This is a genomic window from Thermogutta hypogea (genome assembly GCF_055386265.1).
In genome coordinates this window covers 1,615,041-1,628,317 of sequence record NZ_AP042425.1, presented here as the reverse complement: position 1 = coordinate 1,628,317, position 13,277 = coordinate 1,615,041, and the positions used below count along the sequence as shown (strand labels likewise).

Here is a 13,277-nt window from a genome sequence, read left to right as displayed (position 1 = left end):
CGTCTCAGAGTTTAAGGACAAGCAACTCCGCGAGAACTTGCTCCGATTTCTCGGCATCGTCTTTGCTTAACGTTTCAGCCGCGACGATTCGTGACTTCGCGCTCGTATCGGCGGACCTCACCGATGATCTCGGCGTCGAGCGGCACATCGTGGCGCCGACAATGATAATCCCAAACCGCCCCGAACGGGAGAGTCTTGACGGTCTCAAACAGAACGAGCCGCGCCGTGTAATCTCGCGCCGTCTCCAATTCCCGGAGTTGTGCCGTCGGTTCCAGCAGTGCCCAGAGCATCGCTTTCAGCATGGCGCGCATGCCGGTCACCCAAGCCGCCACGCGATGGATGCTTGCGTCGAAGAAATCCAGACCGATCAGGACACGCCCGAAGTGGTCCCCACGAACGATCTCTTCAGCCACGGCTCGCGTTTCGTCGTTGTATATGACGACGTGATCGCTATCCCAGCGGATGCCGCGGCTGACGTGCAGCAACACGCCGTCGAGGTACAACAGCACGGAAGATAGCTTGTCGGCGATGTTTTCCGTGGGATGAAAGTGGCCGGTATCCAGGGTCAGTAGTTTTTTCCGGGTGATGGCGTATCCCAGGTAGAATTCATGCGATCCGGGGACGTATGTTTCGGAGCCGATGCCGAAGAGCTTGCTTTCCACCGAGTCCCGCAGATAAGCGGTATCGATTGGTTCGCGGAATATCTCGTCCAAGGCATCCGCCAGGCGGCGTCGCGGCGTTTGGCGATCGGCCGTCAGATCCTTCTGCCCATCCGGTATCCAAACGTTGGTTACGCAGGCGGAGCCAAGCCTTCGGCCGAAGGCCTCACCGATCTTGCGGCAAGCGATCCCGTGACGAATCCAAAACCCGCGGATGCCGCTGTCGGGGTGGGTGAGCGTGAATCCGTCGTTCGCCATGGGGTGGGAAAAGAAGGTGGGATTGAAATCGAGGCCGATGCCGCGTTCCGCCGCCCAGTCCATCCATCGCGAAAAGTGCTCAGGTGCGATCGAGTCTCTCTCGACCTTCGTTCCGCCGGTTTCGAGATAGATGGCGTGCAAATTGAAACGATGGCGTCCCGGAATCAGGCGAAAGGCTTGATCCGCGTCTTGACGCAATTCGTCCGCATTACGGGCTTTGCCGGGATACGAACCGGTGGCCATGATCCCTCCGCCGCTCAGCCCGGCGTCGCTCTCGAAGCCGCCCACATCGTCGCCTTGCCAGCAGTGCATGGAGATGGAAATGGAGTCCAATTTCGCCAAAGCCGAGGCGACATCCACCCCAATTTCCGCGTAACGTGCGGACGCCGTTTCAAAGGCCTGTTCAACTCCCGATGCCATGGCATCCTCCCTCATCGATCGATTGATCCCAGCTTTCCGCCGATCTCACGGCGCAAGCTTCCACACTGAAGTCTGACGTGGTACAAGGCAACGCCGCCCAAACTCTCGCATATCGAACCACTCTAAGTGCAAAGACGAACGCGGAAGAAGTGGTCGACCGGCGCGGCCTCAGGCATTCCTGTACGCGAAGCGCGGTACATTGTGACACGCCGTTGACTGTGTTTCCAGCACCCCGCGTCATGATTCGCGACGGCGAACGGCTTTGGGGCACACCACGGAATGGAATTGCACGGTTTCCGAAGGATTTTCTGCCAGTGGGATCGTCGCCGCGCCGACCTCGACGCTTGCTCGCCGCAGCGGTAAACTAAAGTTTTGCGCCGATTGTCGAAAAAGCATCTCTTGGGCGAGGATTTGGGATGGACGTGGAGTCGCGCAGAGTCGTCATCACCGGGCTGGGCGTCATCAGCCCGATTGGAAGCTCCCAAAGCGCGGTTGCGGAATCGCTACGGAACGGGCGAAGCGGCGTAGGCCGCTTGTCGGTCTTGCCGCCGGGTGCCGTCCCGGTCCGATACAGCGGCGAAGTGAAGGATTTCACCGGTTCGATCGGCGATTTCGGCAACATCTCCAAGGAGGTGCAGAAGAACCTGCGGAAGGCCCTGAAAGTGATGTGCCGCGAATGTCAGATGGGCGTCGCGGCCGGCCAGCTCGCCTTGAACGATGCCGGGATTGCGCCCGGCAAGGTCGATCCGGCCAGGATCGGCGTCTGCTTCGGCAGCGACTATATGGTCAGTTCGCCGGAGGAATTCATCGAGGGTTTCCGCCACGCCAGGGATGAGCAAGGCACATTCCGCTTCTCGCTTTGGCCTGTCAAGGGAATGCCGCAGTTATTTCCACTGTGGCTACTGAAGTATCTACCCAACATGCCTGCCAGCCACTTGGGCATCTACAACGATCTGCGAGGCCCGAGCAACTCGCTGACCCTCCGCGAGGCGACGCCCAACATTTGCGTGATGGATGCCTTGAACACCATCCGCCATGGTCGAGCCGATGCGATGCTGGCCGGTTCGACCGGTACTCGCTTGAGCACCATGAAATTGATGCACTGCGTGCAACAAGAGGAACTGGCTGTGACCGACGACCAAGACCCGGCCACCGTCAGCCGCCCGTTCGACAGGAACCGCCGGGGCATGGTGCTTGGGGAAGGCGCCGGCGCCGTTCTGTTGGAGGAGCTTTCTCACGCTCGGAACCGTGGCGCGAACTTGTACGCTGAGGTGCTCGCGGCTTTCTCCGTTGCGGCCATCGGCAAAAACGGAGTCAGTGATTTGCGGCAAGCGGTGCGATTAGCCCTGGTCGGTGCCTTAAAACAGGCCGGCTTAGACGCGACCGATGTCGGCTTCGTAGTTGCCAACGGGCTAAGCACTCGCACTGCCGACCGTGAAGAGGCATTGGGTATAGCCGACGTTTTCGGCCCCAACACGGTCCCTGTGATGGCCCCCAAAAGCTACTATGGCAATCTGGGGGCTGGAAGCGGCATGGTGGAACTGATTATCGGCGTCCTTGCTTTACTGGAAAAGACTTTATTCCCGACCCTGAACTACGATACGCCCGATCCCGACTGTCCTGTTCGGGTGATTCGCGACGGCGACGTCCCTGCCGGCGAAGTATTCGTCAACCTCAGCTTCAATGCCCAAGGACAGGCCTCCGCGGCCGTGATTCGCCGCTTTTCGACGAACTGACCTGCACTTCGATGGGTATTATATCCACTTCCAGTGGGTATAGGGGTGGGGTTGGTTCGGTCTCACGGCCGGGTTGCCTCTGCTCGAAACACTGCCTACCATTCTTTTGGGGGCAGATTCTTAGCTTGAGGAGGGACGACCATGGTCCCGCTGCTCGACATTTCTGAGAGCGAGTGCGCGCTGTTGGTGGAACTGTTGGAGCGAGAGAGGGCCGACCTGCATTGCGAGATTCGGCACGCTCGATTCACAGACGTCCGCAACACGCTGCGCGAAAAACGCAACCAGGTGGAGACGCTCTTGAGCAAGATGCATCGGGCGGCGCCCGAGGATTCAGAGTCGCAGTTGGACCCTGTATGAGTCTCTTCGGGGGCTCCGCCTCGCGGCGAAATTCTCCGAACCGGCAGTGACTTCCGTCAATGTTCGGTGAGTCCGGGGAACGTAGCTTCCAGACCCCGCCGTACCATCATCACCCCGATCGCAGCCAGGATCAGAGCCGCCATCTTGGAGGCCGTCCGCAACCCGGTCGGTCCCACGATTCTCTCAATGGCTGATGCGGCGCGAAAGAATACCCCGGCCAGGCCGATGTTCACGATTGCGGCCAAGAGAGCCGGCACGGCGCCGAAGGAATTCGTCAATAGCAAGACCGTCGTCAAGACGGCCGGGCCGGCAATCAGCGGAATGCCCAAGGGAACGGCGCCCAGCGATTCGGGGTCCGGCCGAACCCCGCTCTTTTCCGTGGCAAAGAGATCTCCCATCGCCAAAACGAACAAGAGTATTCCCCCGGCCATCATGAAATCTGCGATTGTGATTTGCAGGTAAAGAAGTACCCAACGACCGGCGAGAGCGAAGCCGATGACTACGATCGCCGCGGTGAGCAGCGATTGCCGAATGACGCGCCGTTTGCCCACTTCCGAAAGCTCGGCGGTAAATCCCAAATACAGCGGTAGGATGCCGATGGGATCGACGGCGACGAAGAGGGGAATCAGGCAGTAAAGGAACCGGTTGACAAAGTCCGCGAAAGCGTCCATGGCGTGTTTCAGAGCGTCTTTGGAAGCGGCTTGCAATTCCCCACGGATTGAATCAGGATAGCACGTGAAGGATCGAAAAGCATCCGCTCGGGGTTCCGCCTCACCGGCCGGTCAGGGAAATCGCATGGTTCAACAGTGGTATTATGCAAAGGGCGACCGCAAGATCGGGCCGATCACCGCGGCCGAGCTGAAACGCCTGGCGCAGAATTCGGAATTGCTGCCGGATGATCTCGTTTGGCGGGAGGGATTGCGGGATTGGACGGCCGCCAAACGCATTCGGGGGCTTTTTCCGCAGAGCGAGGCGGCGGACGCTTCCCCATCCGCTCCTTCCGTTGCGGCTGCGGAATCCGGTCCGGAAGAGCCACAGTCGGACGATCAGAATGAATACCCGCTCGCACAATCGCCTGTGCCTGTGGGTAGCAACGCTGCGGCGACGGCATCGGGGGAAGAGGACGCATTTCCTTCTCGGCGGCCGCCGCCGCTTTCGGGGTCGTTTCCGCGCTCCGAGGGGGAACGTACCGGCCGGTTGAAGGCGGCTTTCGAAAACTCACCGACCACTTTCGCCCGATCACGCGAAAGCCAAGGCGGACACGTCTTCGATGCCATTCTGGGGCTCTTGCGACAAGTTTTCGGCAGCGAGTTCATCAACGGCACGTTACGGCTGTTCGCGCTATGCGGGCAATTCGGTCTCTGGGCGGGCGCCGCGGTCGCGATCCTTGCCGGAGCGGCCGCCGGTTTGCGGCAATCGGACCCCACCGTCATCTTCAGCGGGATTGCATTCGCGGCGGTGTTGGTGATTTTTCAGTACGCGGCCTCCCGGCTGCTGTTCGTCCTAGAACGCTGGGATCGCCTAGTTCACGCACAGCTTGGGTCCTCCGCCCCGACCGACGGGCTGTCGCTAATATCGCTTTTCGCCGGCACGGCGGGCCTGGTCTTGTTCACGGTCATTGCCTTTCGCAGCGGGACGCCGAATCTCCTCTTCGTCGCGCTGGGGGTGTTCATCGTCTTCGCCTACCTCAGTCTCTCCATGCTGAACCTGGAAGGGATGAACATTGCGATCGTTCCTGAAACTTCGCCCGCTGAGGAGGCGTTGGGACTGTTGCAGTTCTTTCTAAAAATGATCTTGCGCATTACGCCGGTCCTGTTCGGCACGCTGATTCTGCTGGGATTCTTCCAACTGCTGACGGCCCTGATCTTGGGACTTGGGGAAGTAAGAAATGTCGCGCCGGACGATTTCGAACAGTTCGATAAAGCCTTCAATCGCCGGTTGCTGGGATTGGCCTTCGAGGTCTCGGGACGAATCTTCCTCATTCTTGGCGGATTGGTCCCGGTAGTGACGTATTTGGTTTTCGTTTTCGGGCAACTGGTGCTGGCCCTCTTAGCCTCCGTCCTAGCGATTCCCGCCAGACTCGAACAATTGGAACGCGACCGATCGGAGGTCACGGACGCGTGAGCGAGCACGAGGCGGCGGGAAGCATCTCGCACGACCGTCGCGCCCGGAAGAGGGGACGCTTCCGGAAGCTGCTCATAGCCGACCCGTCGACGCCTTTCTTGTGCGCGTTTGCAACGAGCGCGCTGGGACGTTAAAAAGGGAAGGATCTTCATGGTCGCGCGCCGACCGCGTGCGGCGCCCGGGGGGATCATCCTCATCCACCGGGCGATACCGTTTGGTGCAAGTCGGCCAGCGACGAATGACGGCCTTTCGAATGGTAGTCCGCCTAGTCGCCAAAGGCGGCCCTGATGTGAAGTACCCGGAGGGAGTGATGAGACAATTCGGAAAATCCACTTGGATTCGATTTCTCTTCGCGTGCATAACGGCCGCGAGCGTGTTGCCGGCGGCTTTGCCCACCAATGGCGAGGAACCGCCCACCGCGGCCCATCGTCTGACGCCCGTCCCCTTCACCGCCGTTCAATTGGATGACGGTTTTTGGTCGGTTCGGTTGAAGACGAATCACGACCGGTCCATTCCGCACAATTTTCGTTGGTGCGAGGAAACCGGTCGCTTTTCCAACTTCGCCAAGGCGGCCGGCCTGATGCAGGGCGAATTCGAAGGCATCTACTTCAACGACTCGGACGTCTACAAGGTCTTGGAGGGGGCTTCGTACGCGCTGGCGGCCGCGCCGGACCCCGAATTGGAACAGCGGATGGATCGCGTCATCGCATGGATCGCCGCCGCCCAACGCGAAGACGGCTACCTGAATACGTATTACACGCTGACCGGGCTGGATAAGCGATGGACGAATCTGCCGGTGATGCATGAATTGTATTGCGCGGGCCACCTTTTCGAGGCCGCGGTCGCGCACTATCGCGCCACGGGCAAACGCACGCTCCTGGACGTGGCGATCCGCCTGGCCGACCATATCGACAGCGTGTTCGGCCCCGGGAAAAAGTACGGCGTGCCCGGCCACGAGGAAATCGAGTTGGCCCTGGTCAAGCTGTACGAGGTAACCGGCGAGCGGCGCTACTTCGACCTGGCCAAGTTCTTCATCGATCAACGCGGAGATAGCACGCACCGGCCGTCGTACGGCCCGTATTGCCAAGACCATCTCCCGGTTCGCGAGCAGTCGGAAATCGTCGGGCACGCGGTGCGCGCCATGTACCTCTATTCAGGCGTGGCGGATGTGGCGGCCTATACCGGCGACCCGGAACTGATGGCCGCCATGGACCGCATTTGGAAGGACGTCACCCTGCGAAAACTCTACATCACGGGGGGCGTCGGCGCCCGTCATGCGGGCGAGGCATTCGGCGATCCCTACGAATTGCCCAACGAATCCGCGTATTGCGAGACGTGCGCCGCGATCGGTCTGGTCCTTTGGTCGTACCGTTTCGCGCTCATGCATGGAGACGCCCAGTATGCGGACGTCTTGGAGCGGGCGCTCTACAACAACGTTTTGGCGGGCGTCGCCTTGGACGGTGAGCATTTCTTCTACGTCAACCCCTTGGCGTCGGCGGGCAATCACCATCGGCAACCGTTTTTCGGCTGTGCTTGCTGCCCCACGAACGTGGTGCGATTGATCCCCTCCGTACCGGGTTACGTCTATATGCAACGGGCCGACCCCGAGGAAGTCTTCGTCAACCTTTACGTGGCTGGCAGCGCTGTCTTGGAGACGCCCGGCGGGAAATTGGGCATTCGCCAAGAGGGACGGTATCCCTGGGACGGAGAAATCGCAATCCGCCTGTTTCCGAAAAAGCCGCGGGAATTCGCGCTCAAACTCCGCATTCCCGGCTGGTGCCGCGAGTTCAAGGCCGCGGTGAACGGGGAAGCGATTGGCAGCCCGGTGATCGAGAAAGGATACCTTACGCTCCGCCGAGTTTGGAAAGAGGGAGATAGCGTGGATCTGAGCTTGGCGATGCCGGTCGAGCGAATCGAGGCCCATCCGGCCGTGGCGGCCGATCGCGGTCGCGTCGCCCTTCAAAGAGGTCCGCTGGTTTACTGTTTCGAAAGCGCGGATAACGGCTTCGACGTCCGCAAGATCGTGCTGGCTAAGGACCTGCGACCGGAAACGGAATACCGTCCCGATCTGCTCGGCGGGATGGTAGTAGTGCGGGCCGATGCCGCGGATCAGCGCCGGGTCACGGCCGTCCCATATTACGCTTGGGATCACCGCGAGCCGGGGCCCATGGCGGTGTGGGTTCGGCAATCGGGCAAGTCTCGCCTTCCTGAAACGGACGATCCTTCTTGGCAGGGACTGCTCTATCGACCTCTCGATCCGGCCACGTTGGGCGAAGATCAGCCGTTGACGGTGCTGGAAGCCGCCGAGCCTGCCGCCTCGCATTGTAACCCCAACGACCAAGTCGAGGCCCTCAACGACACGTTGGTGCCCCAAAACTCCAGCGATCACGGAATCCCTCGGTTTACTTGGTGGGACCATCGCGGCACCGAGGAGTGGGTCGAATACCGTTGGGCCGCACCGGTTACACTTTCGGCCGCCGAAGTTTACTGGTTCGATGACGAGCCGGTCGGCGGCCAGTGCCGTATTCCCGCAGGATGGCGATTGCTCTACCTCGACGGGAGCGAGTGGCGGCTCCTAACCACCGGCGACGAGTTCGGTCTGCAAAAGGACGCATTCAACCGCGTCCGTTTCACGCCCATCGAAACGACGGGACTGCGACTGGAAGTGCGGCTTCGGGAAAACTTCTCGGGCGGCATCTTGGAGTGGCGCGTGGAATAGACCCGGGGCCTATGTCGGTGGCGAGATAGGTGTCAGATGCCGCCACGCCGTCAAGGTGAATCTGTTGCCGAGGTGGCCAAGTCCGCCGGGCTACTGTTTCTCGGGTTCGGATTCTTCGTTCGGCTCGACCGGTGCGGGCTTGTCCGCGGGATCGGGAGACGCTTCCGGTGTTGAATCGTCGTCGGGCGGAGATTTTTCGTACGGCGGCAAGGGTGGGTTTTCTCCGGACTCGCCGTTGACCGGCCCCGTGTTGGATACATCCTCCCGCAGCGCGGACCCATCCGGCCGGAGACGCCCGGACATAAGATCGTACATCAAATCCAGCAGTACGTCCGCGGGCAATACGAAGGTCTCGGTTCTGCCTGCCCGGGCGATGTTGATGCCGATGACGTTCCCGTCCGAGTCGACGACGGGACCGCCGCATTGCTTGGGAGGCAGAACTCCGTCGTGCTGCAAGACGGCCGGATAGTCATCCGCGCGGCGACTGACTCCGATGCCCGAGGCATTTTGCATTCGCCGTTTCCTCGCGTCGGGAGTATCCGACGGCTTCAAAACGGCCTGAATCTCTTGCTCCTCCTCGCCGCGGCGAATCTTCAGGATGATCGTTTCGCCCGGCCGATGGTTTCGGACGGCACGGACGACATCCGCCGATTTCCCCGTCGCGATGCCTTCCACGGACAGGACGATGTCTCCTGCCTTGATCCCGGCGGCAAACGCGGCCGTGCCCTCCAGCACTTCGGTTACGCTCGGTCCCGAATCCGTATCCCGCAGCGTGACGCCTAAGATGCCCGGCTGAATAGGGATGCTGCGTCGCGGTGCGGCCAGTACGCCGATCACTGCGGGAATCTCTCCGCCGAACGCGGGTGAGATGAGCCACCGTCCGACCTGCGGGTCTTCTCCGCGATGCCAAACAATCTCCGGCAAGTCCCTCGCATCGATCTTCAGCATGGCGACGTCGTGTTGGGGAGAGATGCCGATGATTTCGGCCGGCAGCTCGCGCCCGTCCGGCAGGCGACAGGTGATCGGCGGCTCCAACTCATCGGCTTTGGTTACGATCCACCCGTCCGGACCGACGATCGTTCCCCAGGCAACGTCGTTCTGTCCGGATCGCACGAGGACCACGCAGCCGCGAACCCCCGCCACAACCTGCGCAAATGCCTGCTTGATCGTGTCCAGGTCTCGCAGCGGCAGCGAGCTTCGCCATACCTCCCCTCGGACCAGGCGGTCCCATCCATCGCAAAAAACCTGGACGGGGACGTGGAAATTCGTGGTGGTGGCGGTGGAAATCCGACTGTGGATTCCTACCACGCGACCTTCCAAATCGAACAGCGGGCCTCCGGAATCACCGGCCACCAGGGGACAGTCCGTGCGAATCACGCTAGGATCGGCGCGCAAGACGCGGCCCACGCGAAGTACCGGGGGACGCCCCGCCGTGAAACCCAGCGGATGTCCCAACGCGAGAACCCAATCGCCCTGCGAAAGTGACGCCGACTGCCCCATTGTCACGGCCGGCCAGGGGCCGTCACCCTCCAATTTCAGAAGTCCTGCATCCAGCTCTTCATTGCGTCCCAATGTGGTTCCGAAAGCCCGCTTACCGTCCCAAAAGATGAACTCGGCACGTTGATTAGGCTGAATAATGACGTGGCCGGCCGTCAATACATAACCGTCATCCGTCACGATTACGCCCGAACCCTGGCTGCTTCCCACCCGAACGCACACCACGGAAGGAATGAGTTTTGGGACCAGTTCGCTGATGCGCGACTCCAGCCGACGTGCGTCGTCCAGGCTTTCAATGTTATTCGCGGGCCGATCTTCAGCGGCGACGACCGCTTGGGGAAGGCCCGTAAACCCGCCTGCGATGATCGCGGCGAGCAGCAACATCACGAAACATCGGGCCGGGGGCCGAGGACGCAGCTTTGGGGCATGCATTTGGGAGAATTCCGTGGCTTTAATGACCGAAAAGAAGTGCGAAGTGCCATGGGTGCAAGAACGCACGCAGGGCTCCGGGGTGAGCGTCGAGCCGGAGTTCATAACCGGGGCCTCTGCGTTGGAATGGCCGGTTGTCACTCTACGCCCATTATTTTCCAAATAGCCGCGGAATCAACGCTCGGCCTCCAGATTCGGCCCTGCGCTTTCATGGACGCTTTGGGGACTTTATTCCAGGCTAGGGAATCGCTAAGTTGAGTGCGTTGAATGGACTGGGGACCGGGCGCGGGGGACAAGGCTGTGCGTTAAAACGATCCGGCTCGTGAAAGAACGGGCGGGTCGACGGGAAGCGGTTGGGGAAGAAGGTCGAAGCCGAGGCTGTCGGGCGTTTTTGGATGTGCGTTTTCCCAGTTGGTACGATTCTTCCTCAGACACCGGAGAGGCATCTCATGCAACGATTCCAGCACGGTTACCGGCGGGTTTTATTCCGGATGGCACTGTGGGGTGGCCTTGTTTCATCTGCCGTATCATCTTCCGCGCAACCGCCGGAGCCTATTAGCGTCGTCACGATCGGGGCTGAGCGGGAACTGCGCGTCAACGGGAGGCCGTTTCTTCCTATCATGGCATGGTTGCAAGATCCCGCTAACTTCCCGGCCGTTCGAGATTGCGGCATGAACACTACGGCCGGTTATTGGCGAGGCTCCGGGGGGACTCAAAGCGTCGGCGAGTATTTGGGGCGGGTTCAAGACGCCGGCCTGTACGGCGTGATGCCGTACGACGACGCCTTGCGAGGTCATCCTGCGCTGCTGGGTTATATTCACGAAGATGAACCGGACCTCCCGCGGCAGGTGAGCGATGGCGAAGTCGTAGCCTCGCCGGGTTTGCGGATCAATTCCAGGGCCCCGCTATGGCGGATGCGCGACGGCGATACGAGTTCGTGGTCCGTACTCGATCCACTTGCGGAGGCGGAGATTACCATGCCTCTACCCTCCCCCGTCACAGTCCGCCGATTCTCCTTCTGGTTGACGACGTCGCCCGGTTTGAGCGTCGCTCGGGAAATTGAAATCCGGGCCGATGGGCAAAAGGCGGGCGTGTTCGCTCTGGAGAACCGCCGCGGCGAGCAAGCAATCGACTTGCCGGAGCCGGTCACCGCGGCACGATTCACCTTCCGAGTCATCAAGATCGATCCCGGTCAAAACGAATGGGGATCGATCGCGGAGATCGCCGCGTACGATGCGGAGGGCAGGAATGTATTCCTGGCGCCTCCCCGCTGGGTACCTCGCCAAACGCCGGAGCGGACGGCGGAAGCCTACCGGCGAATTCGGCAGGGGGACGCGAGTCGACCGGTCTTCATGACCTTCACCGGCTACTTCCATCCCCACTTCGGAAAATGGCCGGAGGAAGTTCGCGACCGCCTTTATCCCGCTTACGTCGCGTCGGCCGACGTCGTCGGCTTCGATATCTATCCCATCTACGGTTGGAATAAGCCGGAATGGGTCCATTTGGTGTACGAAGCCGCGACGCAGCTCACGGCTTTGGCGGAACGTCGGCCGGTCTATGCTTGGATCGAAACCAGCAAAGGCGGACAGTATACCGGCGATTTGGAGAATCAAAAGGATGTCACACCCAAACATATTGAGGCCGAAGTGTGGATGGCCTTATGCGGCGGCGCCACCGGCATCGGGTATTTCACGCACATCTGGAAGCCGTCTTACAAGCAGTTCGGAGTCCCGGCGGAAAACCGCGAGGCGTTGCGGCGCATCAACGAACGCTTGACTCGATTGGCTCCTGCGATTCTGGCTCCGCGGTGCAAGGGTGCGTTGTCCTGGACGACGACGGGTGGCAAGGTGGCGGCGTTTTTGACCGCCGCGGAGGACGCGATCTACGTGTTCGCCGTCAACTACGATCCGGGGAATCAACCTGCCGAAGTCGAATTCACCCTCGATGTCGGCGAGTTGCCGCCGGCGGCTGCGCTAGTGTAGTGTCTCACTCAGATGGGGCCTTATCCAGTGCGGCGCGGGCGCGACGGACTTTGGCGAGGATCGCCTCGGCCTTGGCCGTCCACGTGAAGCCCTTGGGATTGGCATTGTGATCGGCAATGTATTCATAGATCGCCCGTTCCAACTGCCGAACGCTCTTGAAGACGCCGCGGCGAATGCGGCGATCCGTGATGTCGCGAAACCAGCGTTCGACCAGATTCAGCCAGGAACTACTCGTCGGCGTGAAGTGGATGTGAAAGCGTTGGTGCCGTGCCAGCCACCGCTGCACCTTCGGATGCTTGTGCGTGGCGTAGTTGTCCACGATCAAATGCAAGTCGAGTTCGGGCGGCGTCTCCGCATCGATCTTCTTGAGAAACTTCAACCATTCCTGATGGCGATGTCGCGGCATGCACTCGGCGATGACCTTGCCTTCAGCCACCTCGATGGCCGCAAACAGCGTCGTCGTCCCGTGGCGTTTGTAGTCGTGCGTCAGCGTACCCAACCGGCCGGGATACAGCGGCAAACTTTTCTGCGTGCGATCGAGCGCCTGAATCTGGCTCTTCTCGTCGCAGGAGAGCACCAAGGCGTGTTCGGGCGGGTTGAGGTACAGGCCTACGAGGTCCACGACCTTTTCGACAAACCGCGGATCGTTGGAGACCTTGAAGGTCTTCACCAAGTGCGGCTTCAAGCCGTGGTCACGCCAAATGCGATGCACAGTCGCCTTGCTCACCCCCACGGCCTTCGCCATCGAGCGGGTCGACCAGTGCGTGGCGTTGGCGGGCTTCTCCTGCGTCGTCTTGCGGAGGATCTCCGCCTCCTTCGCGGCGCGGACCTTCGGTCTGCGACCGCCGCGCGGCTTGTCCTTGTCGAGGCCCGCCAGGCCCGCCTCCAGGAAGCGGGTCCGCCACGTTCCCACCGTGCGACGCGTGCAGCCGAGTTCGGCGGCAATCTCGTCGTTACGCTTGCCCGCCGCCGCGGCCAGGACGATCTTGGCACGCAACACCACGCGTGCCGGCGTGCTCCGACCCCGCGACCATTTCGTCAGCGTCGTTCGTTCCGCGTCACTCAACTCGACGGCTTTCGCAACTCGCATGGCGTC

Annotated in this window: 9 protein-coding genes; 5 read left to right on the top strand and 4 right to left on the bottom strand. The window is 61.0% G+C overall.

Features of this window, described 5'->3' with window-relative positions; genetic code table 11:
* Positions 1 to 74: 74 nt before the first annotated feature.
* On the bottom strand, positions 75 to 1,337 hold the full coding sequence (locus ACZ5B4_RS05895; protein ID WP_464913504.1) for an L-rhamnose isomerase: 1,263 nt from the start codon (positions 1,335 to 1,337) through the stop codon (positions 75 to 77).
* 416 nt (positions 1,338 to 1,753) lie between these two features.
* Between ACZ5B4_RS05895 and ACZ5B4_RS05890 the strand changes: the two genes are divergently transcribed.
* Together ACZ5B4_RS05890 and ACZ5B4_RS05885 are read left to right on the top strand one after the other, a co-directional pair.
* Positions 1,754 to 3,073, top strand: a complete 1,320-nt coding sequence (locus ACZ5B4_RS05890; protein ID WP_464913503.1) for a beta-ketoacyl-[acyl-carrier-protein] synthase family protein — start codon at positions 1,754 to 1,756, stop codon at positions 3,071 to 3,073.
* A gap of 141 nt (positions 3,074 to 3,214) precedes the next feature.
* Positions 3,215 to 3,430, top strand: a complete 216-nt coding sequence (locus ACZ5B4_RS05885) for a hypothetical protein (protein WP_464913502.1) — start codon at positions 3,215 to 3,217, stop codon at positions 3,428 to 3,430.
* A gap of 56 nt (positions 3,431 to 3,486) precedes the next feature.
* Here the strand turns inward: ACZ5B4_RS05885 and ACZ5B4_RS05880 are convergent, their stop codons facing one another.
* On the bottom strand, positions 3,487 to 4,101 hold the full coding sequence (locus ACZ5B4_RS05880; protein ID WP_464913501.1) for a MarC family protein: 615 nt from the start codon (positions 4,099 to 4,101) through the stop codon (positions 3,487 to 3,489).
* Between the two features lie 124 nt (positions 4,102 to 4,225).
* Between ACZ5B4_RS05880 and ACZ5B4_RS05875 the strand changes: the two genes are divergently transcribed.
* Positions 4,226 to 5,554, top strand: coding sequence for a DUF4339 domain-containing protein (locus ACZ5B4_RS05875; protein ID WP_464913500.1), 1,329 nt, complete (start codon positions 4,226 to 4,228; stop codon positions 5,552 to 5,554).
* A 310-nt stretch (positions 5,555 to 5,864) separates the two neighbouring features.
* A complete protein-coding gene (locus ACZ5B4_RS05870; RefSeq protein WP_464913499.1) occupies positions 5,865 to 8,273 on the top strand; it encodes a glycoside hydrolase family 127 protein in 2,409 nt (802 codons plus the stop codon).
* Between the two features lie 90 nt (positions 8,274 to 8,363).
* Here the strand turns inward: ACZ5B4_RS05870 and ACZ5B4_RS05865 are convergent, their stop codons facing one another.
* Positions 8,364 to 10,154, bottom strand: coding sequence for a S1C family serine protease (locus tag ACZ5B4_RS05865; RefSeq protein WP_464913498.1), 1,791 nt, complete (start codon positions 10,152 to 10,154; stop codon positions 8,364 to 8,366).
* Positions 10,155 to 10,870: 716 nt separating this feature from the next.
* Between ACZ5B4_RS05865 and ACZ5B4_RS05860 the strand changes: the two genes are divergently transcribed.
* Complete coding sequence (locus ACZ5B4_RS05860) at positions 10,871 to 12,181, top strand: hypothetical protein (RefSeq protein ID WP_464913497.1); 1,311 nt, start codon at positions 10,871 to 10,873, stop codon at positions 12,179 to 12,181.
* A gap of 4 nt (positions 12,182 to 12,185) precedes the next feature.
* Here ACZ5B4_RS05860 and ACZ5B4_RS05855 read toward each other — a convergent pair whose 3' ends face one another.
* Positions 12,186 to 13,271: an IS630 family transposase gene (locus tag ACZ5B4_RS05855; protein WP_464913496.1), complete on the bottom strand. Its 1,086-nt coding sequence runs from the start codon at positions 13,269 to 13,271 to the stop codon at positions 12,186 to 12,188.
* Between the last annotated feature and the right edge of the window lie 6 nt (positions 13,272 to 13,277).